Source organism: Streptomyces sp. NPDC044106, assembly GCF_056433985.1.
Map to the genome: position 1 here is coordinate 366,979 of NZ_JBWKFZ010000006.1, position 21,965 is coordinate 388,943.

Genomic DNA, 21,965 nt, shown 5'->3' on the forward strand with positions numbered 1-21,965 from the left:
TACGCACAACCCCCCACATATCCGGCTCGGGTGCGCGTACGAACACGAGTGCCCGCCGACCGGACCGGGCCCCCACCCGATCCCAACGCCCCCACTTTCACCATGCATTCGAGGTGTGCTCAAGCTGCACTCGAGAACCCTCAGGCCACGAATGTACGCACCGGAGCGAGGCGTGTGGTTGTCGTCAGTTCGGACTCATCATGATGAGTGAATCTGCGGTCGGAACCCAGGCGCCCGAAGGCCTGTCCAGCCAGCCTTCCTCGGCGGCGAGCGTCGCGGCGGCCGTGCGCATCGCGGTAAGTCCCTGGTGTACAAGGCCCCTTCGCCACACCAGCGACACCGGGGACAGCGGGACGGGATCGGTCAGCGGCCGCAGCTCGGCTCCCCGCATGGCCGGGAAGTCCACCACCGCGAGGACCGGATACCGGTTCTTCGCCATGACTCGTTCGAATTCCGCGACGCCGACGGCGAGCGGCACGGGTGGCGCGATCTCGATGCCGCGCCCCTTGAAGAGGCAGCGTGCGAGGTCGGTCCACTCCGGCGTCCTGGGGTTGCCGGCCCCCGCGTACACGGTCTCGCCCGCGAGCGCGTCCAGCGGCACCGCGTCGAGCTCCGTCAGCCGATGGCCGGAGGGAAGCAGCACGGCCATCGGCTCGTACCGCACGGGCTGCTGGTCGAGCCCGGCCCGCAGCGCGGGAGCCAGACCCGCGAAGCGCCCGAAGGAGACGTCGAGCCGCCCGGCGAGCAACTCGGCGGCGGCGCCGGTGAGTCCGCTCTCGAAGCGGGCCATCAGCTCGCACTCCGGGCTGAGTTCGCGGGCCCGTTCCAGGATGCGCCCGAAGACCAGGCCGGGGCTGTTGAGGTCGACGAGCAGCGGGCGGGCCGCGCCGATGGCGGCTGCGGCCAGGTCGTCCTGGGCCTCCAGGACGCGCCGCGCGTACGGCAGCAGCCGCTCGCCGTCGGCGGTCAGCACGACCTGCCGCGTCGTACGCGCGAAGAGCCCGGCGCCCAACTCCCGCTCCAGGCGCCGGATGTCACGGCTCAGCGCCTGCTGTGCGACGTACAGCCTGGAGGCCGCCCGGGTGAAGTGCAGCTCCTCCGCGACGGTGACGAAGGCGCGCAGCAGGCGCGGGTCCACATCGCGGCGGCGTACGACTGGTTCTGCGGTCATCGCAGGAACCTACAACGCAGGTGCGTGAATCGGCACCCAGAAGGTGTTGGACCCCGCCGATCTCTCCCGGCGAGGCTGGCTCCATGCCCCGCAACCCCTACGCGCGACTCTTCGCGATACCCGGCGCCACCGCCTTCACCCTCGGCAACCTCGTCGCCCGCCTCCCCATGGGCATGTTCAGCGTGAGCGCCGTCATCATGATCTCCGGGGCGCGCGGTTCGTACGCCCTGGCCGGCGCCGTCACCGCGACCGGACTCGCGGCGACCGCCGTCGTCGCGCCCTGGACGGCGCGGCTCGTCGACCGCCACGGCCAGGCGCGCGTCGCCGTCCCCGCCACCCTCGTCGCCGCCCTCGGCTCCCTCTCACTGCTGCTGTGCGTGCGCTACGGGGCGCCGGACTGGACGCTCTTCGCGTCGTACGCCGCCACGGCCACGACCCCCAACACGGGAGGCATGTCCCGGGCCCGCTGGGCCCACCTCCTCAAGGACGACACACAGGCCGTGCACACCGCCAACTCCTTCGAGCAGGCCACCGACGAGCTCTGCTTCATGCTCGGCCCGGTCCTCGCGGCCTTCCTCTGCGGCACGTTCTTCCCCCAGGCCGGCACGTTGACCGGCGTGGTCCTGCTGGTGAGCGGCATCCTCGTCTTCGCCGCCCAGCGCTCGACGGAACCCCCGCCCCAGGGACGTACGAAAACGTCCGCGGAGGCGAAATCGCCCCTCCGCGCGCGCGGGATGCCCGCCCTGCTGGCCGCTTTCCTCGCCACCGGTGCCGTCTTCGGCTCCCTCGAAGTCGTCACCATCGCCTTCGCGGACTCCCAGGGCCACAAGGCTGCCGCGGGCGTGGTCCTCGCCCTGCAGGCCGCGGGCTCCTGCGCCGCGGGCCTCCTCTACGGAGCCGTGAGACCGAGCGGGCCGCTCGGCCGCCGCCACCTCCTGTGCGCCGCCGCGATGGCGGCCATGATGACGCTGCCCCTGCTCGCCGTGGTGGTGACGGGCTCGCTGACCGTCCTCTCCGGAGCGCTGCTCGTCGCCGGGATGGCGACGGCGCCCACGCTGGTCACCGGCATGACGCTGGTCCAGCGGCGCACCCCCGAGGGGCGGCTGAACGAGGGCATGACCCTCGCCGTGACCGGCCTCCTCGGGGGCATCGCGTGCGGGGCTGCGGGCGGCGGCTGGGCGGTGGAGCACCTGGGCACCACCGCGGGCTACGGAGTGCCGGTCACCGCCGCCTGCTGTGCGCTGCTGCTCAGCACCGCGCAGGCTTGCGCCACGAGCACTCCAGCTCGCCGCCGTCCCGCCCGGACGCGCGCTTCGAACGCGGCGTGACCAGGACGGCCCTGTCCCCCGTCGACGAGGCGAGCGTGACCACGATGGCGTCCTCCAGCGCCTTCACCGACGACGGCAGGTAGTTGTTGAGGATGATGCTGAAGACCAGTTCGCGCCCGTCCTTGTCCTTGACGTAACCGGACAGAGCGGACGCCCCCGTCAGCGTCCCCGTCTTCGCGTGGACGTTGAGGGCCGCCGGAGTCCCGCACATCCGCGAACGCAGCGTGCCGCCGGTGAACTTGTCCGGGGCGCAGGCCACCGGAAGGGACGCGTACCAGTCGGCGAACCACGGCTCGCCCTTCACCGACCGCAGCAGCCTGATGTACTGCTCGGCCGCGACGTTGTCCTTGCGGGACAGCCCGGAGCCGTCGACCTGACGGATCCTGCCCGGGTCGACGCCGGCCGTCTTCAGGTACCCGCCGATCGCGGCGATGCCGTCGTCCCAGCTCCCGGGGCGCCCGGTCGCGCGGTGACCCATGGCCTTGGTGAGGCTCTCCGCGTGCATGTTGTTGGAGAGCTTCATGAACGGGACCATGAGCTCCTTGAGCGGCATGGAGTCGTGCGAGGCCAGCTGCCGGGCGCCCTTCGGCGTGGCGGTCCCGGTCCTGGTCGGTCCGCTCACCCGCACGCCGTGCGCGGCGAGGGCGTCCCTGAAGACGTCGGCCGCGTATCCGGTGGGCTCCCAGACGGTGACCCACTCCTTGGTGGTGTCCCCGCCGACGGGGACGGTGCCGCTGACGGTGATGGTGTTCTTGCCGTGCTGCCGCTCCACGGCGACGGTGTCGGCGCCGCCCCCGGCGACGGTGGTCGCCCGCAGATCGATGTCCACGTAGTCGGTCTTCGGCGTCACGCTCACTCGCGGTCTGTCCCCGGGCCGCGCGCCGGGTGCCACCTGGACGATGACCGTCCCGGTGTCGTAGTCCGTGTCGGGCGCGACGCTGAGGGCGCTGATCTGCGCGGCGTAGTACGAGGACTCGTCGTCGCCGGCCCAGGTGTCACCGATGCGCCTGCTGTCGAAGCGGGTGTCGTCGGCGACGAGGCGCCCCGTGACCCGCCTGATCCCCGAGTCGGCGATCTTCGCGGCGAGTTGGCCGTAGTCCTTGGCGAGTGTCGTCGGGTCGCCGGTGCCGCGCAGGTACAGGTCACCCCGGAGTGTCCGGCCGTGCCGGGAGCCGTCGGAGAGGACGTCGGTGGTGAAGCGGTGGTCGGGGCCGAGGAGCTCCATGGCCGCCGCGGAGGTGAGCAGCTTGGTGTTGGATGCGGGCATCAGGCGCCCGCTGGAGCGGTGCTGGTAGAGGACGTCGCCGGACGCGGAGTCGGCGATCACGACGCTCGCCACGCCGCCCTCCATGCGCGGGTCGCCGAGGATGGTGTCGATGGCTTCGGGCAGCCCCGACCGGTCGGAGTCGGCGCCGGCCGGGGAACCGGCGGAGAGCCCGGCCGCCGCGACGGCGAGCACGGCGGGCCAGATCCAGTGGCGCATGCGGGTGTTGACGCGTCTCACGGGTCTCTTCATGACCCTGGAGCATCCCCGACTCGAAGGCGTCCCGACAGACCCCACTCCGGCTTGGCCGACGACGAACAACGGCCATCTACGACGAAAGCCCCCCGGCCGGTGACCGGAGGGCTTTCGCCTCACATGGGAATTGTGGAGATGGCGGGAATCGAACCCGCGTCCAACGGTGCAGAATCAGGGCTTCTCCGTGTGCAGTTCGCTGCGATTTTCTCGGCCCCGGCGATCACGCGAACAAGTCGCCGACGGGCCCAGCCACTGTTTGATTTCCTTCTAAACCCCGTGACCGGGTCTAGAAGTTTAGTTCCCTAGCTGATGCCAGGATCCGGGTCGGGAACAGCCCCGGGCTGACACTTCGCAAGTCGCTACTTAGGCAGCGAGGGCGAAGGAATCGCGCTTGGTGTTGGCGATTATTTTTTGCGACATATGGTTTACGAGATCATTGCCGCTTCCTCGACACGCTTCCCCTGCTTCGACATCCGCTGTCGAAACCGATCATCCCCATGTTGATTTTTCAAGGTGGATCTTCCGATCCGGGCGCCCCGTCACCAGCGGGGCAAGACCCATCGTACGTGACCAACGTACGACGGTGCCAGCCTATTCCTGTCGGGCGGGCTAAGCGATGCCCTGCCGGCGCCGCACCTCCGAGATCGCGCGGCTCGTCTCCCTCGTGTCCTGCTTCTCGCGGAGCGTCTGCCGCTTGTCGTACTCCTTCTTGCCCTTGGCCAGCGCGATCTCGACCTTGACCCGGCTGTCCTTGAAGTACAGGGCGAGGGGCACGATCGTGTGACCCGTCTCCTGCGACTTGGACTCCAGCTTGTCGATCTCGGCCCGGTGCAGCAGGAGCTTGCGCTTCCGCGTGGCGGAGTGGTTGGTCCAGGTGCCCTGTACGTACTCCGGGACGTGGATGTTGTGCAGCCACGCCTCGCCGCGGTCGATGTGCACGAAGCCGTCCACCAGGGAGGCCCGGCCCATCCGCAGCGACTTGACCTCGGTGCCCATCAGCACCAGGCCGCACTCGTAGGTGTCCAGGATGTGGTAGTCGTGCCGCGCCTTCTTGTTCTGCGCGACCATCTTGCGGGCAGGGGCCTTCTCAGCGGCCTTCGCGGCCTTGCGCTTTACCTTTTCCTTCGCCATAGTGCGGCCATTTTCGCACTACGAGGGGGGTCCGAGGCCAGTCAATACTGTCTCGGCCCGCTTCTCAGCCCCGTCCTCGGCCTCCAGGTCCGGCGTGATGCCCCGGCCGTCCACCGCGCGCCCCGACGGGGTGCGGTAGTGGCCGACGGTCAGCTCGGCGACGGATCCGTCCGGCAGGCGGCTCGGCATCTGGACCGATCCCTTGCCGAAGGTCCTCGAGCCCACCACGACCGCGCGGCCGCGGTCCTGGAGGGCGCCCGTGAGCAGCTCGGCCGCGCTCATCGTGCCGCCGTCCACCAGCGCGACCAGGGGTCTGTCCGTGTCGCCGCCCCGCTCGGCGTGCAGCGCCTTCTGCTCCCCGCGTACGTCGTACGTGGCGACCAGGCCGCCGTCGACCAGCGCGGACGCGGCCGTGACCGCCTCCGAGACCAGGCCCCCGGAATTCCCGCGCAGGTCGAGGAGTATTCCGGCGTTCTCGGGGGCCGTGCGCACCGCGTCCCGCACGGCGTCCCCGGAGCCCTTGGTGAACGCCGCGACCTTGATCAGGACGGCGCCGCTCGGCAGCTGGGTGACGGTGACGGGGTCCGTGGAGAGGTGGGCCCGGTGCAGCGTCTCGCGCCACGCGCGCGTGCCGCGCTCCAGGCCGAGAACGACCGGGGTGCCCGCACGGTTCCCCCGCAGCCGGGTGAGGACCTCCGTGACCGGGCGTCCCGTGACGCGCGCGCCGTCGACGGAGCGCAGCCGGTCGCCCTCGCGGAGCCCGGCCCGGTCGGCGGGCCCGCCCTCGCGGACCCGGGAGACCTCGATGCGCCCCTCCGCGGTGCGCCGGGCCCACAGGCCGACGCCCGTGTACCCGCCGCCGAGCGCCTTCTCGAACTCCTGGTACTCCCCCGGGGAGTAGACCGAGCCCCAGCGGTCCCCGCTGCGGCTGACGGCCTCCTCGGCGGCCTTCTTGCCGGACTTGCCGTCGGCCATGGCCTCGGCGGCCGCGTCCGCGGCCTTCTCGGCGGTGCCGGTCCCGTCGGCCGACGACAGCACGGTGTCGGACCGCAGCAAAGGAGGTGGCGCGTTCCGGCTGTCGTCCGCCGCGTCGCTCCATGATCCGGTGGCGGCCCCCGTCGCGAGGACGCTCGCGAAGACCAATGTCAGCGTGGCCCCGCGGCGGATGCGGCGGGGCGCGGAGATCCGATCGGCGAACCGGTCGAGGCCTGACATGACGGTGAGTCTAGGACAACGGAGGGCGCCGTACGGCTGGTTGAACCGTACGGCGCCCGGACACCCGGAGGGCTCTTGTCACACCTTCAGGTACTTGCGCAACGCGAAGAACGCGGCAAGCGCGGGCATCAGCAGGCCGATCGCGAGCACCAGCGGCAGCTTGGCCAGGACCGCGTCCCAGCCGATGAAGTTGATCAGGTTGATCTTCTCCGAGAGTTCGAGGCCGTGGTCGATCATGAAGTACCGGCCGATCAGCAGCATTCCGCAGGCGACACCGCCGCCGATGAGACCGGCGACCGCGGCCTCCATGATGAACGGCATCTGGATGTAGAAGCTGGACGCGCCGACCAGCCGCATGATGCCGGTCTCACGTCTGCGGCTGAACGCCGATACACGCACGGTGTTGACGATCAGCATCAGCGCGACGACGAGCATCAGCGCCATCACCGCCACGGCCGCCCAGTTCATGCCGTTGAGGAGGCCGAAGAGGTTGTCCAGGTAGCCCTTCTGGTCCTGCACGGACTGCACGCCGTCGCGCCCGGAGAAGGCGGTCGCGACCACCTGGTACTTCTCGGGGTCCTTGAGCTTGATGCGGTACGACTCCTGCATCTGGTCCGGCGTCAGCGAGCTGGACAGCGGTGAGTCGCCGAACTGCTCCTTGTAGTGCTTGTACGCCTCGTCCGCCGACTCGTGCTGGACCTTGTCCACGACGGGCAGCTTCTTCAGATCGCGGAGGATCTGGTCCTTCTGCTCGTTGGTGACGGCGCCCTTGGCGCACTTGGGGTCCTGCTCGGCGTCGGCCTTGTTGCAGAGGAAGACCGAGACGTTGACCTTGTCGTACCAGTAGCCCTTCATCGTGCTCACCTGGTCACGCATGAGCAGCGAACCGCCGAACAGGGCGAGCGAAAGCGCTACGGAGACGATGACCGCGAAGGTCATCGTGAGATTTCGGCGGAGACCGACGCCGATCTCCGACAGGACGAACTGGGCGCGCATGGCGGCCTTTCAGTGGATCAGGTGGTTCAGACGGTACGAGCGGGACGGGGCCGTCGGGGGGACGGGACCGTCAGTGCTGGTAGCCGTAGACGCCGCGCGACTGGTCGCGGACGAGACGGCCCTTCTCCAGCTCGATGACCCGCTTGCGCATCTGGTCCACGATCTGCTGGTCGTGGGTGGCCATCACGACGGTGGTGCCGGTCCGGTTGATCCGGTCGAGCAGCTTCATGATGCCGACGGACGTCTGCGGGTCGAGGTTGCCGGTCGGCTCGTCGGCGATGAGGAGCTTCGGGCGGTTGACGAACGCGCGCGCGATCGCGACGCGTTGCTGCTCACCGCCGGAGAGCTCGCCTGGCATCCGGTCCTCCTTGCCGCCGAGGCCCACGAGATCGAGGACCTGGGGCACGGACTTGCGGATCTCGCCGCGGGACTTGCCGATGACCTCCTGCGCGAAGGCCACGTTCTCGCCGACGGTCTTGTTGGGCAGGAGGCGGAAGTCCTGGAAGACGGTGCCCAGCTGGCGCCGCATGTGCGGCACCTTCCAGTTGGACAGGCGCGCGAGGTCCTTGCCGAGGACGTGCACCTGGCCGTGGCTGGTGCGCTCCTCGCGCAGGACGAGCCGCAGGAAGGTGGACTTTCCGGAGCCGGATGACCCCACCAGGAAGACGAACTCGCCCTTCTCGATCTCGAGGGAGACATCCCTGAGCGCGGGGCGGGTCTGCTTCGGATAGGCCTTGGAGACGTTGTCGAATCGGATCACGGATGCACCACGGGTTGCCGGGGGTAGGTGAGCGTGACCATACGCGAAGCCGGTGCGCGAGCGCAGTCGGCGTCCTGAGTTGCGCCGATTGTCTCGGAAGTACGGGGGTACGGATCCGCCGGAAAGCGCCGGGAGGCGACGGGAGGCGACGGGGCGCGCCGAAATCCACGGAAGCTGGCACAGTGGTAGGGGGAACGATTGGGTCCCCCTCAGCGTTGGGCAGGCTGAGACTGTGCGGGAGGAGAAGCGCATGACCCTGGATCGGTTGGTATGCGCGAACTGCGCAGCGCCTGTGAGTGAGGGCCGGTGCCCCGTGTGCCGGGCCAGTCGCGCCCGTATGCAGCAGGAAGGGCCCTTCGCGGGGCTCAATCCCGCGGCGCTGATAGCGCTGCTCGTCGTGCTGATCGCGGCGGTCGCGCTGCTCGCGCACCAGACCGCGTAGCGGCTGGGCGTCGCGCCGGGCGGTCACGAACAGTCACGGCACGCACGCGTCCGCAGAGACCTGACAGAAGGGCCCGGAGCTTGATCGAGCTCCGGGCCCTTCTTCACACGTACGTGGCGTACGTCACCGCCTGATTCAGGCGGCGGCGCCGCGGTTGCCGACGAGACGCGGCAGGACGCGGAAGCCGATGCCGCCGGCGATCATCGTCGCGGCACCGATCAGCAGGAACGTGGTCTCGGCGGCGCCGGTCTCGGCGAGCTCGCCGCCCTTGCCGCCCTTGTCAGCGGCCCTGTCCGCGGTGTGGCCACCCTGCTCGACCGGCTGGGAGCCGGTGTCGTTCAGGCTGTCCTTGCCCTTGCCCTGCTCGACGGGGACGGAGCCGCCGTCGGGGTTGGTGCCGTTGCCGCCGTGGTTGCCGGTGTCGCCGCCGTTGCCGGTGTCGCCGCCGTTGCCGGTGTTGCCGCCGTCACCGTTCCCCGGGTCGGTCGGGTCGGTGGTGGGCTGCGTCGTCGGGTCCGGGTCCGGGTCCTCGGTGGGCTCGGTCGGCTCGTTCGTCGGCTCCTCGGGGCTGGTGGGCTCCTCGGTGGGCACCGGCGGGTCGTCCGTGGGGTCGTCCGGCCCCGGGATCTCCGGGTTCTCGGCGCCCGGAACGTCCACGTCCACGCCGACGCCGCTGTCGTCGGCGTGCGCGCCGACTCCGACGCCGCCGAGGTCGACACCGACGTCGAGGGCCGAAGCGGCTCCCGCGGCGGTCAGCGAGGCGCCGGCGGCGATCACGGCACCGGCGGCTATCCGCGCGACACGGATCCGCGTCTTCTTGGTCATCTGGTTGCTACCCCCAGTAGCTGAATTGTCAGAGAGGCAGCGTCCGGGGCTGCGTTCGCCGGGGGCGATTCGATCAGCCCCCACAGATCCCACGCGCCCCAGGAATACGCATGCCGCGCGCCAGCCTTTCTACTTTTCACAGCAGCGTCAAGGTCGTTGCGGGCGCGATGTCCGAAATCTGGGGTGTTGACCGTCCTACGGAGATGTGACTGTGACGAAAAAGGCAACTGCCGCCTCAAGGGTGGCAGTTGCCTTGTCGATAAAGCCGTTATCGGCGGCTTTTACTTCTCCTGCTGCTTGCGCCAGCGAATTCCGGCTTCCAGAAAGCCGTCGATCTCGCCGTTGAAGACGGACTCGGGATTGCCGACCTCGAACTCCGTCCGCAGGTCCTTCACCATCTGGTACGGGTGCAGGACGTACGAACGCATCTGGTTGCCCCAGGAGTTGCCGCCGTCGCCCTTGAGCGCGTTCATCTTCGCCTGCTCCTCCTGGCGGCGGCGCTCGAGGAGCTTCGCCTGGAGGACGTTCATCGCGGTCGCCTTGTTCTGGATCTGCGAGCGCTCGTTCTGACAGGAGACGACGATGCCGGTCGGCAGGTGGGTCAGGCGCACCGCGGAGTCGGTGGTGTTGACGCCCTGGCCGCCGGGGCCGGAGGAGCGGTACACGTCGATGCGCAGCTCGCTCTCGTCGATCTCGATGTGGTCGGTCTGCTCGACCACGGGGAGGATCTCGACACCGGCGAACGAGGTCTGGCGGCGGCCCTGGTTGTCGAAGGGCGAGATGCGCACGAGGCGGTGGGTGCCCTGCTCGACGGAGAGCGTGCCGTAGGCGTACGGGACGTTGACGGCGAAGGTGGTCGACTTGATGCCGGCCTCCTCCGCGTACGACGTCTCGTAGAGCTCCGTCTTGTAGCCGTGGCGCTCCGCCCAGCGCAGGTACATCCGCTGGAGCTTCTCGGCGAAGTCGGAGGCGTCGACGCCGCCGGCCTCCGCGCGGATCGTGACGACGGCCTCGCGGGAGTCGTACTCCCCGGAGAGGAGGGTCCTGACCTCCATCTCGTCCAGCGCCTTCTTGACGGCCGTGAGCTCGGACTCGGCCTCGGCGCGGGTGTCCGGGTCGTCCTCCTCCTCGGCCATCTCGAACAGCACGCCGAGGTCGTCGATGCGCCCACGGAGCGCCTCGGCCTTCCTGACCTCCGCCTGGAGGTGGCTCAGCTTGCTGGTGATCTTCTGCGCCGCGTCGGGGTCGTCCCAGAGGGACGGTGCGGCCGCCTGCTCCTCGAGCACGGCGATATCGGCCCTCATCTTGTCGAGGTCCAGGACGGCCTCGATCGACTCCATGGTCGAGGAGAGGGACTTGAGCTCTTCGGATACATCGACGACTGCCACGAATCCAGGGTAACGGTTATGGGGACGGGGCCCTGCGGGGCGGGGCGGTGGGGGTGGGTTCCACTGCTCCGCGGGTTCGCCTGCGGGCGGCGGTGGGCTTGTCGCGCAGTTCCCCGCGCCCCTGAAGACCTGCCTGCGGGCCGTGGGGGCTGAGCGCGCAGTTCCCCGCGCCCCTGGGGGAGCGGGCGTGCGCTGCTGTCTGCGGGTGGTTGTGGGCTGGGCGCGCAGTTCCTCGCGCCCCTGGGGCGGCGCCTTGGGTGCGGGGTGCGGTGGACCACCCAGGGCGCGAGGAACCGCGCGAGCAACCACGGCATACCCGCAGACGACACGCCGGCCCAGGCGGACCACCCAGGGGCGCGGGGAACCGCGCGAGCGGCCACGGCGTACCCGCGGACGACATGCGGGGTGAGGTGGACCACCCGTACGCGGGGGTCAGGGCGTGCGGGGGGCGGAGTTGCCCGGCTCCGTCGGGGGGGAGTCCGGGTCGTCGCCGGTCGTGGCGGCCCACGTGCCGACGCCCGCCGCCGCGACGAGCACCACGCCCGCCACCCCGAGCGTGATCCGGCGGCGACGGGCCGAGACGCGGTGCTTGGCGGAGCCGGGGCGGGCCGTGCCTGCGGCACGGGGCGCGCGGGCCGTGCCGCGGGCGCCGCCCGCCAGCTCGTCGGGGCCGGGGACCCGCATGGACGTGTGCGTGTCGCGGTTGGAGTCGGTGGAGGCCGAGCCGGGGACGAGGGGCACCGCACCCCGCCGGGGAGCGGCCTCGCGCGGCTCGGGGGCCGAGTCCTCGTACGCCTCCTCGGCCTGCGACGGCTCCGTGTCGGGTTCGTCGACGTCCAGCGGCGGCATCCCCGCGACCAGCGGCAACAGCTCCCGCAGGCGCGCGGCGAGCTCGGAGGCGCGCAGGCGGGACGCGGGCGCCTTGGCCAGGCACTGGACGAGGAGCTGCCAGAGCTCCTCGGGGATGCCGGGCAGGGGGACCACGGTCTCGGTGACGTGGCGGCGCAGGACGGCCCCGGGGTGGCCGCCGCCGAAGGGGGTGAAGCCCGCGAGGAGCTCGTACAGGACCGTGGCCAGCGCGTAGATGTCGACGGCGGCGCGCGGCGGCAGGCCCTCGATGATCTCGGGGGCGAGGTAGTCAGGGGTGCCGATGATCTTCGTCGCGCGGGTGCGGCGCGGGGAGTCGATGAGCTTGGCGACGCCGAAGTCCGTGAGGAGGGCGGGGTGCGCGCCGCCGGGGCCGAGGGGGCCCTGCATGTCCAGGAGGACGTTCTCGGGCTTGACGTCGCGGTGCACGATGCCCGCGGCGTGCGCGGCGGCGAGCCCGTCGGCGACGTCCGCGGCGATGGCGACGGCGGCCTCCGGGGCCAGGCGCCGCTCCCGCTCCAGGCGGGTGCGCAGGTCCGTGCCGCGGACGAGGTCCATGACCAGGGCCAGGTCGTTGCCGTCGACCACCAGGTCGTGGACGCCCACCACGCGCGCGTGGTCGAGGCTGAGCAGAGCCGTCCGTTCCTGGACGAAGCGGCCGACGAGTTCCTGGTCGGACGCCAGGTCCTCGCGCAGCAGCTTGATGGCGACGGGGCCTTCGGGTCCGTCGCCGAGCCACACCGTGCCGGCGCTGCCACGGCCCAGGATCTGGTGGGCGGTGTACCGGCTGCCGATCTTGCGCGTCAAGACTGCTCCTACGGATGCGTGTTGGCGACAAAACTACGCGGCCTTGCCGCCAACCTTCACTCCGGGAGCGGAAATCACTCTGCAGGTGTCGACAAATCACCGGACTCGTCGGACCGGTCCAGGGGTTGCCCCGACGCAGACGGCGCTACTTGCCGCCGACCTTGCCGATCCAGTCGCCCACCGTGTGGTACCAGTCCGTCAGCTGCTCCCAGTACCCCTTCGTCGTGCCGATCCAGTCCTGGAGCGGGCTGAACTCCCAGACCAGCCAGCTCGCGACGAAGAGGATGAGGATCGTGAACAGACAGCCCTTGAGGCAGCCAAGACCCGGGATCTTCATCGGGTTGGCGCTGCGCTGACGCGGCTGCCGCGGCTCGCGCGTGGGCGCCGGTGCGGGCTGCTGGGGCTGCGGCGCCTGCGGGGGCGCCGCGTACTGCTGGGGCTGGTGCTGCGGCTGGTGGTGCTGCGGCGCGGGGGCGTACTGCTGCTGGGGCCGCTGCCCGCGCGGCTGCTGCGGCGCGTACTGCTGGGGGCGCTGCTGCGGCGGCTGCTGGGGGCGCGCCACCTGGCGCTGGGGGCGGCGGCGCAGCGGGTCGTCGTTCGGGTCCAGGTGCGCCTGGTACTGCGTCTGCTCGTTGCGGTCGCGGGCCGCGCGCATCTGGTTCTGCCAGGGATGCGGGTCGTTCGGGTCGGCCCCGGGTCCGTTCGGCGGGACGGGCGGCATGACCGCGGTCGGGTCGGCGGCGCCGGGTCCGGTGGGCAGCACCGAGGTCGGGTCGGCGTCCGGGCCGTGCCCGCCGGTGCTCCGCATGACGCTGGTCGGCGCGGCCGGGTCGTACGAGCCCGCGTTGCTCGGCAGCACCTGCGTGGGGTCGGCCGCGCCGGGGGTGTCCGGCACGTGGGCGGGCGCGGGGTCCGGCATGAGCAGGGCGCCCACGCCCTCCGCGGCGGCGATCTGCGCCGGGGTGGAGTGCACGCCGACGCCCTCGGCGACGGCGCGCAGGCCGCGGGCGAGGTTCTCCGCGCTGGGGCGGCGCTCCGGGTTCTTGTCGAGGCAGCGCTCGATGACCGTCCACAGCGGCCCCGGGACGGTCGAGGGGCGGCGCGGCTCGGCGCTGAGGTGCTGGTGCAGGACTTCGAGCGCGGAGCCGCCGGAGAACGGCGGACGTCCTGTGACCAGCTCGTACAGCAGGATGCCCGCGCCGTAGATGTCCACGGCGCTGGTCTGCGGGCGGCCCTCGGCGGACTCCGGCGCGACGTACGCGGGCGTGCCGACGAACTCGTGGGTGCGGGTCAGGCCCGGGGAGTCGGCGAGGCGCGCGATGCCGAAGTCGGTGAGCATCGGGTGCATGCCCTGGCCGTCCTGCTTGAGCAGGACGTTGGCGGGCTTCAGGTCGCGGTGCACGACGCCGTCGGCGTGGCTCGCGGCGAGCGCGTCGGCGATCTGGGCGGTCAGCAGGGCCGCCGCGACCGGCGTGAACGGACCGTTCTGGCGCAGGTATTTGTGCAGGTCGGGGCCGTCGACGAGGTCCATGACGAGGGCGAGCAGGTCGCCCTCGACGACCAGGTCGCGGGTGCGGACGATGTTCTCGTGCGTGAGCCTGAGCAGGACGGAACGCTCCCTGAGGAAGCGCATCACGACGTCCGCGTCGTTGGCGAGCTCCTCCTTGAGGACCTTGATCGCGACGGTCTCGCCGGGCTGGCCGGGAACGGCCGCCTCGGCGCCCGCGGTCTCCCGCTGGCGGGCTCGCCAGACGGTGCCCGTGGCGCCGCGCCCGAGCGGCTCCTCGAGCAGGTACTTGCTGCCTACCGGCCGCACGTCATGCGCTCCCTGCTGGTCTGGCTGGTCCCGTCCGGACGCTGGTTCGGTCCGGGGGTCTGTCCGAAGGTGTTCCGACCTACTGTAGTGCCGCCGAACAGGGCGCCGACGGGTCGTATTCCGTCCGGTCATTTCTTCCCGGGACGTTCCGGATCGTTGTCCGGTGGAAAGACGCGCGCCCGTGGCCCTTGGTTGCCGAGTGGTCCCGAATTGACCTTTCCGGGATCCCTCTCACACATATCCGCAACGGTCCAAGCAGGCACTTTTCCGAGCAGAGCCGACCAATCAAGATCACTTACGGGTGGCCGCCGGGCGTGTTGTCAGTGGCAGGTGCGAGGATGCCTCCAGTACTGGCCGACGTGCCCGTGTGCGGTGGGGGGAATCACAGCGCGTGTCCCCGTGCCGGGCGCCCAGCGCAGAAGGGACCGCTGACGGCGATGCAGATCCGGCTGACCGTCCTCGGGCCGCGCAGCGGCCAGACCGAGCCAGGCCGCCCCACGGCGACGACCGGGGCCCCCGGCGCCTGCGACGTCCTGGTCACCGCCCCCGCGGGCACCGCACTCGCCGCGGTCGCCTCCGGCCTCGCCACCGCGGTGGCGGGCAGCGAGGCCCCCCTCGTGCTGTACGCGGGCCCGGAGCGCCTCGACGCCCAACGCTGCACCCTCGGCGAGCCCCCCTTGATCGACGGAGCGGTGCTCTCGCTGGGCGCGCCCGCCGAGCCGGGGCCCGAACTGGCCGGTGCCGCCGCCCAGTTGCACGTGGTCGCGGGCCCGGACGCGGGCGGTGTCCATCTGCTGCACGGCGGCCGGATCCAGGTCGGCCGCTCCGCGGACGCGGACGTCCCGCTGGACGACCCGGACGTCTCCCGGCTGCACTGCTCGGTCACGCTGGACCCGGAGGGCCGGGTCACCGTCAGCGACCTGGGCTCGACGAACGGCACATCGGTGGACGGCCGGGAGATCACCGAACGCCCCACCGCCTTCTCCCCCGGCTCCCTGCTGCGGATCGGCGAGTCCGCGCTCCGTCTCACCGACGGCAGGGGTGGCCCGGCGCCCGGCGCGGGCGGCGCGCTCCCGACGGCCCCGGACGGCGAGGGCCACGTGCGCGTGCGCAGGCCCGCCGGGACGACACCGCCCACTCTCGGTGAGGCGGCGGGGGTGCCGGAGGGCGGACCCACCCACCACGCGTTCGGCTCGGCGGGCTGGGGCGCCGCGGGCGGAACGGGCAGGGACGGGGCGTACGGAAGCGCGAGCGGCGGCAATGGGGCGTACGGCTCGCCGGGTGCGTACGAGAACCGGCCAAGTCCGGGGGCGTACGGCACGCACGGCGGGACGCACGGCGCCGACGCGTCCGTGGTGCCGCAGCAGGGCGGCGCGCCCGACGCCGAGCGCACCCGGCTCGGCACACCCGCGCGCGGGACGACGGTTCCGCGCGGTCTGCGCAGGCGCGGCGGCCTCTCGGCCTGGGCCCGGCGGCTGACCGGGGGCCGCGACGACGGCCGGGACGACACGGCATACGACACGTACGACGGCCATGACGCGTACGACGGGGCCGGGGCCCGGCACGAGGCATACGCGGACGGCGGCCCCGGAACCGACGGCGGCGGCCACGAACCTGCGGGGCCCTCCCCCGAGGAGCTCGCCGTGACGGCGGCGGCCCGCACCCCCGAGGCATGGCCGGATCCCGCCGCCCTGCTGCTCACGGCGCTCGGCCCGGGACCCCGCCTCTGGGAGCGCGGCCCCGGCCACCCCGAGGAGCTCGCGGTCCGGCTCGGTACGGTCGACCGGACCCTGCCCGGCGCCGACGGCCGCGACGGACTGCTGCCCGCCGTGCCCGTCACGGTCGGCCTGCGGGAGGCGGGCTCGCTGGGCCTCGCCGGGCCCCGGGACCGGCTGGCGGGTCTGGCCAGGGCGGTCGTCGCCCAGCTCGCCGCGCTGCACTCCCCCGACACCCTGGAGATCGTGCTGATCAGCACGGACCGGGCGCGCCCCGTGGCCGAGCGCACCGCCGAGTGGGCCTGGCTCGGCTGGCTCCCCCATCTGCGGCCCACCCACGGCCAGGACTGCCGCCTCCTCCTCGCCTACGACCGCGACCAGGCGGTGGCCCGCACCGACGAGCTGATCCGGCGCCTCGACGACCGCATCGCCGACGACCGTGCCTCCGACGTTCGGACCCCCGAGGCCGGTGCCCGTACGGTCGTGGTCGTCGACGGTGACCCCGGGCCCGCCGCGCTGCGCGAGGCCACCGTCCGGCTCGCCGCCGAGGGCGCGCGGGCCGGGATCCACGTCGTGTGCCTCGCCGAGACGGTGGCCGCCTCACCCGCGTCGCCGGTCCTCGATACGTACGAGGCGGCCTGTTCGGTGTCGCCGCCCTTTCGCGCGTGCGGCGCCGCCGCGCTGCTCAGCGGCGACGTGGCGACCGCGCTGCGGCTGATGCGGACGGCGGACGGGCGCCCCGTCGGACACGGCACGGTGGCGGCCCTGGACGCGGTGTCGGCGGCCTGGGCCGAGCGGTTCGCGCGGGCTCTCGCGCCGCTGCGGACGGACGGCGCGGCCGGCGAGGGCCGCGCGCGCGTGTCCGCCCCGCTGCCGCAAGCGGCCCGGCTGCTCGACGAGTTGGGGCTCGCCAGGGCCACCCCCGCCTCCCTCATGGCGCGGTGGGCCGCGGCGGCCGACGACCCGGACGCGCTCGGCGGACGCGCCCTCGCCGTGCTCGGCGCGGGCCCGCGCGGGCCCGTCGTCGCGGACCTCGCCGCCGACGGGCCGCATCTGCTCGCCGAGGGCCCCGCGGGCAGCGGCCGTACGGAGCTGCTGCGGTCCGTCGCCGCATCGCTGGCCGCCGCCGAGCGCCCCGACCGCCTCGGCATGGTGCTCGTCGACGGGCGGGACGGCGGCGGCGCGGGCGGGGCCGCGGCGCGGCAGGGCACGGGGCTCGGCGTCTGCACGGACCTGCCGCACGTCACCACGCACCTCGTGACCAACGACCCCGTGCGCATGCGGGAGTTCGCCCAGTCCCTGACCGCGGAGCTGAAGCGCCGGGCCGAGCTGCTCGGGCGCCTCGGATTCACCGAGTGGCACACGCAGCGGGAGGTCTCGGGGCGCCTTGTGGCGCAGCGGGCCCCGTCGTCCGCGGGTGCCGCGGGACCGGGTGGCGCAGGACCGGGTGGCGCAGGACCGGGGGCCGCCGGGCCGGGTGCTTCGGACGGTGCGGGGCCCGGTGCCGGTGCCGTCTCCGTGCCCGCGCAGTCGTCCGACGGCGACCTGGACCCGCCACCCAGCTCCACGATGCGGTTGCGGCCCCTCGCGGCGCGGCCGCGCGTGGAGCCGGGGCCGCCGCTGCCACGGCTCGTGGTCCTCGTCGACGACTTCGACGCACTGCTCTCGCCCGCGCTCGGCTCGCCGGGGCGGCCCGCCGCCGGTTCCGTGGTCCGCGCTCTTGAGGCCGTGGCGCGGGACGGCGAGCGGCTCGGGGTGCATCTCGTGGCGGCGACGGCGCGCTGCGAGCGGGTGTGGGAGACCGAGCTCGGGCAGCGGGCGTCACTGCGGGTGGTCCTCGACGCGGTGACGTCCGGGCCCGAGGAGCCTGCGCCGGGGCGCGGTGAGCTGCGTACGCCGGACGGGCGGGCCACCGCGTTCCAGGCGGGGCGGGTGACGGGGCGGATCCCGCGTACGGCGACGTTGCGTCCCACGGTCGTGCCGCTGGAGTGGGAGCGGATGGGGGACCCGCCGACCCGGCGGCCGGTGCGGGAGCTGGGGAACGGGCCTACGGATCTGGCGCTGCTCGCCAGTGCGCTGGAGCGGGCCGCGCGGTCGGTCTCCGCAGATCAGGTGCCGTCACTCCTGTAAGCCACGCCTCCCGTGCCGCCCGCGGCACCGCCTGCCCACGACAGGAGACGGGCAGTCACAAGGCCATCACAATACGCAAGTTGACACCGCAGGCCATCTTGCCGCCCCTCCCCGCGCGGGCGTAGACCAGACCGCACGGGACTCGCCAGGAAGAGAACGGGGCAGTGATGCGCAGCACTCTTCGTACACGCAGGGCACCGCTACATCGGCGTACCACCGCCAGGATCGCTTCGGCCGTCGTCGCGAGCGCGCTCGCCCTCACCGTCACCGCGTGCGGCGGGGACGACAACGACGACAACGGCAAGGGGGGCAAGGGCGGGGGCAAGGACACCGGGAGCGCGCTGCGGCTGCCCAAGCTGGACGGGGAGAACATCTCCGTGTCCGCCGTCTGGGGCGGCGCCGAGCGCAAGGTGTTCCTGAAGGTTCTCGACGAGTTCGAGAAGCGGACGGGCGCCAAGGTCTCCTTCGTGCCCGCTCAGGATCCCATCATCAGCTTCCTGGAGTCGAAGGTGGCGGGCGGGCAGCCGCCGGACGTCGCGATGCTGCCGCAGGTCGGCGCCATCAAGCAGGCCGTGGCGAACAAGTGGGCCAAGCCGGTCGGCCCCGAGGCCCAGAAGCAGCTCGACAAGAACTACTCGAAGGGCTGGCAGGAGCTGGGAGCCGTCGACGGCAAGCAGTACGGCGTGTACTTCAAGGCGGCCAACAAGTCGCTCGTCTGGTACAACACGCGGGTCTTCGAGAACGCGGGCGTCAGCGCGCCCAAGACCTGGGACGACTTCATGAAGACCGCCCAGACCGTCTACGACTCCGGGGTGCCGCCGGTATCGGTGGCGGGCGCCGAGGCGTGGACGCTCACCGACTGGTTCGAGAACGTCTACCTCTCGCAGGCGGGCCCGGAGAAGTACGACCAGCTGGCCGCGCACAAAATCAAGTGGACGGACCCTTCGGTCAAGAAGGCGCTGACCACACTCGGTGAGCTCTTCGGGAAGAAGGGCTTCGTGGCGGGCGGCGCGAACGGCGCGCTGCAGACCGAGTTCCCCGCGTCCGTGAAGCAGACGTTCCGCGGCGGCGACCAGCCCAAGGCGGGCATGGTCTTCGAGGGCGACATGGTCTCGCTCGCGATCTCCGAGACCAAGGCGAAGGTGGGCACGGACGCCAAGGTGTTCCCCTTCCCCGCGGTCGGCTCCCAGTCGCCCGCCGTGGTGGGCGGTGACGCGGCGGTCGCGCTGAAGGACAGCAAGGGCGCGCAGGCGCTGCTCACGTTCCTCGGTTCCCCCGACTCGGCGAAGATCTGGGCCGAGGCGGGCGGATTCATCTCGCCGAACAAGAGCCTGGACATGGCGGCGTACCCGAACGAGGTGCAGCGGAACATCGCCAAGGCGCTGGTCGCGGCCGGTGACGACATCCGCTTCGACATGTCCGACCAGGCCCCCCAGTCCTTCGGCGGTACGCCGGGCAAGGGCGAGTGGAAGGCGCTGCAGGACTTCCTGAAGGACCCGAAGAACGTCGCGGGCACGCAGCAGGTGCTCGAGACGGCCGCCGCCAAGGCCTACAAGGACTGACGCGATGTCGTCCGCGAACGCCGGGGGCGCGCCGGAACCGGTGACGCCCCCGGCCCCGACGTCGCGCAAGAGTGTGACCGGCACCCGCAGGGCCGTGGCGGTGCTGTTCCTGCTGCCTGCCCTGGTGCTGCTCGGCGCACTCGTCCTCTACCCCATCGGGTACTCGTTCTTCCGCAGCTTCTTCGACAAGTCGGGCGACTTCACGGCGTTCGGCAACTACAGGACGATGTTCACGGATGACGGCATACGGACCGCCATCAAGAACAACGCGATCTGGCTGGTCGTGGCGCCCACCGTGGCGACCGCGCTCGGCCTGATCTTCGCCGTGCTCACCGAACGGGTGCGCTGGGGCACGGCGTTCAAGCTCGTCATCTTCATGCCGATGGCGATCTCGATGCTGGCCGCGGGCATCATCTTCCGGCTCGTGTACGAGTCCGACCCCGACCGGGGCGTGGCCAACGCCGTCGCGGTGAGCGTGCACGACACGTTCGCCGAGTCGTCGGCGTTCCCGCAGGCGCATCCCGGCATGAAGTCGCCGCTGAGGTCGGCGGGCGGCGGCGCCTTCATCACCAAGGAGCCGGTGCGGGCGGGCACGCCGGTGGTGCTGCCGCTGACGGGTGTGCCGCCGAACGAGATGCCGGGCGGTGCGAAGGCCGCCAAGGCCGCGCGGGCCGACCCGGCGAAGGTCACCGGCACGGCCTGGCAGGACTTCACGCGCGGCAAGGGCCGGGGCAGGCCCAACGCGCCCGACCCCGCCGAGATCGGCTACTCGGGCATCAAGATCGAGGCCGTGAAGAACGGTGACGTGGTGGCGTCCACGGAGGCGTCGGCCGACGGCACCTTCGCGCTGCCCAAGGAGGCGGACGGGGCGCGCCTCCGTTTCCCTGAGTCGAACTTCCGCGAGGCGTACAACGGTGTGGAATGGCTCGGCCCGAGCCTGATCACGCCCGCGATCATCGGTTCGTATCTGTGGATGTGGGCGGGGTTCGCGATGGTCCTGATCGCGGCGGGCCTCGCGAGCGTGCCGCGTGAACTCCTGGAGGCGGCGCGCGTGGACGGCGCCAACGAGTGGCAGGTGTTCCGCCGTGTGACGGTGCCGCTGCTCGCGCCGGTCCTCACGGTGGTCATGGTCACGCTCATGATCAACGTCCTGAAGATCTTCGACCTGGTCTACGTGATCCCGCCGGGCTCGTCGAAGGACGAGGCCAACGTCCTCGCGGTCCAGCTGTACAACTCGGCGTTCGGCGACCGTGATCCGGGCGTGGCGAGCGCCATCGCCGTACTCCTCTTCCTGCTCGTGATTCCCGTCATGTTGTTCAATATCCGGCGGATGCGGCGGGAGGCACAGCGATGACGGCCCCTACGGAGATCGTCAAGGCCAGGCAGTCCGTGGGCGGCCGTATCGCCTCGGCCCTCGGCGGCACCGCGCTGCGTGTCTTCCTCGTGCTGGTCGGGCTGTTCTGGCTGGTGCCGACGATCGGCCTGCTGATCGGCTCGCTGCGGACGCCCGCCGACATGAGCGAGAGCGGCTGGTGGAAGGTCTTCAGCGCGCCGTCGCAGATGACGCTGGACAACTACTCCAACCTCCTCAAGGACGAGACGATCACCGACTCGATCCTGTCCAGCGTCATGATCACCGTCCCGGCGACGCTGCTCGTCGTGGTCATCGGTGCGCTCGCCGGGTACGCCTTCGCGTGGATGGAGTTCCCGGGCCGCGACTGGTGGTTCATCGGCGTGGTCGGCCTGCTCGTCGTCCCGGTGCAGGTGGCGCTGGTGCCGATCTCCAAGCTGTTCGGCGAGATCGGGATCTTCGAGACCACGATCGGCGTGGTCGTCTTCCATGTGGCCTTCGGGCTGCCGTTCGCGATCTTCCTCCTGCGGAACTTCTTCGCGGAGATCCCGCGCGAACTCCTGGAGGCGGCCCGCCTCGACGGCGCGGGCGAACTGCGGCTGTTCCTGCGCGTCGTGCTGCCGCTCGGCGCGCCGGCGATCGCCTCGCTCGGCATCTTCCAGTTCCTGTGGGTCTGGAACGACATGCTGATCGCCCTGATCTTCGCCGACTCGCAGCACCCGCCGATCACGGTCGCACTCCAGCAGCAGGTGCGGTTCTTCGGCGACAACGTGCAGATCCTGGCGCCCGGCGCCTTCATCTCGATGGTGATCCCGCTGGCCGTGTTCTTCGCGTTCCAGCGGCAGTTCGTGTCCGGCGTGATGGCGGGCGCGGTGAAGTAGGCAGGTGAGCGCTCGGCGCGGCGCGTCGTACGCCATGTGGTCCTCGGTGAGCGGGGCGGGC

16 protein-coding genes and 1 other RNA gene are annotated in these 21,965 nt (G+C 71.7%); 6 read left to right on the forward strand and 11 right to left on the reverse strand.

Annotation, left to right across the window (positions count from 1 at the left end):
- Positions 1-184 precede the first annotated feature (184 nt).
- Positions 185-1,171, reverse strand: coding sequence for a LysR family transcriptional regulator (locus AC07DI_RS13425; RefSeq protein WP_478904355.1), 987 nt, complete (start codon positions 1,169-1,171; stop codon positions 185-187).
- A gap of 83 nt (positions 1,172-1,254) precedes the next feature.
- Between AC07DI_RS13425 and AC07DI_RS13430 the strand changes: the two genes are divergently transcribed.
- Complete coding sequence (locus tag AC07DI_RS13430; RefSeq protein ID WP_478904356.1) at positions 1,255-2,499, forward strand: MFS transporter; 1,245 nt, start codon at positions 1,255-1,257, stop codon at positions 2,497-2,499.
- Here the strand turns inward: AC07DI_RS13430 and dacB are convergent.
- From dacB to ftsE, 6 genes are all read right to left on the reverse strand, one after another.
- Positions 2,420-4,015: a D-alanyl-D-alanine carboxypeptidase/D-alanyl-D-alanine endopeptidase gene (dacB, locus tag AC07DI_RS13435; protein WP_478904358.1), complete on the reverse strand. Its 1,596-nt coding sequence runs from the start codon at positions 4,013-4,015 to the stop codon at positions 2,420-2,422. The genes AC07DI_RS13430 and dacB overlap by 80 nt on opposite strands.
- Positions 4,016-4,145: 130 nt before the next feature.
- Positions 4,146-4,515: a transfer-messenger RNA gene (ssrA, locus tag AC07DI_RS13440) on the reverse strand.
- 112 nt (positions 4,516-4,627) lie between these two features.
- On the reverse strand, positions 4,628-5,149 hold the full coding sequence (gene smpB / locus AC07DI_RS13445) for an SsrA-binding protein SmpB (protein ID WP_384255002.1): 522 nt from the start codon (positions 5,147-5,149) through the stop codon (positions 4,628-4,630).
- Positions 5,150-5,167: 18 nt separating this feature from the next.
- The gene (locus AC07DI_RS13450) at positions 5,168-6,364 is read right to left on the reverse strand and encodes a S41 family peptidase (RefSeq protein WP_478904360.1); all 1,197 of its coding nucleotides are present in this window, start codon (positions 6,362-6,364) and stop codon (positions 5,168-5,170) included.
- A 78-nt stretch (positions 6,365-6,442) separates the two neighbouring features.
- Positions 6,443-7,360, reverse strand: coding sequence for a permease-like cell division protein FtsX (ftsX, locus tag AC07DI_RS13455; RefSeq protein ID WP_384255007.1), 918 nt, complete (start codon positions 7,358-7,360; stop codon positions 6,443-6,445).
- A gap of 70 nt (positions 7,361-7,430) precedes the next feature.
- A complete protein-coding gene (gene ftsE, locus AC07DI_RS13460) occupies positions 7,431-8,120 on the reverse strand; it encodes a cell division ATP-binding protein FtsE (protein ID WP_055569411.1) in 690 nt (229 codons plus the stop codon).
- Positions 8,121-8,370: 250 nt separating this feature from the next.
- Between ftsE and AC07DI_RS13465 the strand changes: the two genes are divergently transcribed.
- A complete protein-coding gene (locus tag AC07DI_RS13465) occupies positions 8,371-8,562 on the forward strand; it encodes a hypothetical protein (RefSeq protein ID WP_384255011.1) in 192 nt (63 codons plus the stop codon).
- 135 nt (positions 8,563-8,697) lie between these two features.
- Here AC07DI_RS13465 and AC07DI_RS13470 read toward each other — a convergent pair whose 3' ends face one another.
- The 4 genes from AC07DI_RS13470 to AC07DI_RS13485 form a co-directional block, all read right to left on the reverse strand.
- Entirely contained in the window at positions 8,698-9,387 is a 690-nt protein-coding gene (locus tag AC07DI_RS13470; protein WP_478904362.1) for an LPXTG cell wall anchor domain-containing protein, read from the reverse strand.
- A gap of 281 nt (positions 9,388-9,668) precedes the next feature.
- Entirely contained in the window at positions 9,669-10,775 is a 1,107-nt protein-coding gene (gene prfB / locus AC07DI_RS13475) for a peptide chain release factor 2 (protein WP_055569414.1), read from the reverse strand.
- Between the two features lie 432 nt (positions 10,776-11,207).
- Positions 11,208-12,449: a serine/threonine-protein kinase gene (locus AC07DI_RS13480; RefSeq protein WP_384255015.1), complete on the reverse strand. Its 1,242-nt coding sequence runs from the start codon at positions 12,447-12,449 to the stop codon at positions 11,208-11,210.
- A 145-nt stretch (positions 12,450-12,594) separates the two neighbouring features.
- Positions 12,595-14,265, reverse strand: coding sequence for a serine/threonine-protein kinase (locus tag AC07DI_RS13485; RefSeq protein ID WP_384255018.1), 1,671 nt, complete (start codon positions 14,263-14,265; stop codon positions 12,595-12,597).
- Positions 14,266-14,702: 437 nt separating this feature from the next.
- Here AC07DI_RS13485 and AC07DI_RS13490 point away from each other — a divergent pair, with 437 nt between their 5' ends.
- The 4 genes from AC07DI_RS13490 to AC07DI_RS13505 all read left to right on the forward strand — a co-directional run bounded on the left by AC07DI_RS13490 (position 14,703) and on the right by AC07DI_RS13505 (position 21,904).
- Complete coding sequence (locus AC07DI_RS13490; RefSeq protein ID WP_478904365.1) at positions 14,703-18,110, forward strand: FHA domain-containing protein; 3,408 nt, start codon at positions 14,703-14,705, stop codon at positions 18,108-18,110.
- Positions 18,111-18,277: 167 nt separating this feature from the next.
- On the forward strand, positions 18,278-19,672 hold the full coding sequence (locus AC07DI_RS13495; protein WP_478904367.1) for an ABC transporter substrate-binding protein: 1,395 nt from the start codon (positions 18,278-18,280) through the stop codon (positions 19,670-19,672).
- Between the two features lie 4 nt (positions 19,673-19,676).
- Complete coding sequence (locus AC07DI_RS13500; protein ID WP_478904369.1) at positions 19,677-21,026, forward strand: carbohydrate ABC transporter permease; 1,350 nt, start codon at positions 19,677-19,679, stop codon at positions 21,024-21,026.
- Entirely contained in the window at positions 21,023-21,904 is an 882-nt protein-coding gene (locus AC07DI_RS13505; protein WP_384255027.1) for a carbohydrate ABC transporter permease, read from the forward strand. Before AC07DI_RS13500 ends, AC07DI_RS13505 begins: the two co-directional genes overlap by 4 nt.
- The last annotated feature ends 61 nt before the right edge of the window (positions 21,905-21,965 follow it).

Coding starts and splice junctions, on each gene's coding strand:
- AC07DI_RS13425 (WP_478904355.1), bottom strand. CDS start 1,171: ATGACCGCAGAACCAGTCGTACGCCGCCGCGATGTGGACCCGCGCCTG.
- dacB (WP_478904358.1), bottom strand. CDS start 4,015: ATGAAGAGACCCGTGAGACGCGTCAACACCCGCATGCGCCACTGGATC.
- AC07DI_RS13490 (WP_478904365.1), top strand. CDS start 14,703: ATGCAGATCCGGCTGACCGTCCTCGGGCCGCGCAGCGGCCAGACCGAG.
- AC07DI_RS13450 (WP_478904360.1), bottom strand. CDS start 6,364: ATGTCAGGCCTCGACCGGTTCGCCGATCGGATCTCCGCGCCCCGCCGC.
- AC07DI_RS13495 (WP_478904367.1), top strand. CDS start 18,278: ATGCGCAGCACTCTTCGTACACGCAGGGCACCGCTACATCGGCGTACC.
- AC07DI_RS13505 (WP_384255027.1), top strand. CDS start 21,023: ATGACGGCCCCTACGGAGATCGTCAAGGCCAGGCAGTCCGTGGGCGGC.
- smpB (WP_384255002.1), bottom strand. CDS start 5,149: ATGGCGAAGGAAAAGGTAAAGCGCAAGGCCGCGAAGGCCGCTGAGAAG.
- AC07DI_RS13465 (WP_384255011.1), top strand. CDS start 8,371: ATGACCCTGGATCGGTTGGTATGCGCGAACTGCGCAGCGCCTGTGAGT.
- AC07DI_RS13500 (WP_478904369.1), top strand. CDS start 19,677: ATGTCGTCCGCGAACGCCGGGGGCGCGCCGGAACCGGTGACGCCCCCG.
- AC07DI_RS13470 (WP_478904362.1), bottom strand. CDS start 9,387: ATGACCAAGAAGACGCGGATCCGTGTCGCGCGGATAGCCGCCGGTGCC.
- ftsX (WP_384255007.1), bottom strand. CDS start 7,360: ATGCGCGCCCAGTTCGTCCTGTCGGAGATCGGCGTCGGTCTCCGCCGA.
- AC07DI_RS13430 (WP_478904356.1), top strand. CDS start 1,255: ATGCCCCGCAACCCCTACGCGCGACTCTTCGCGATACCCGGCGCCACC.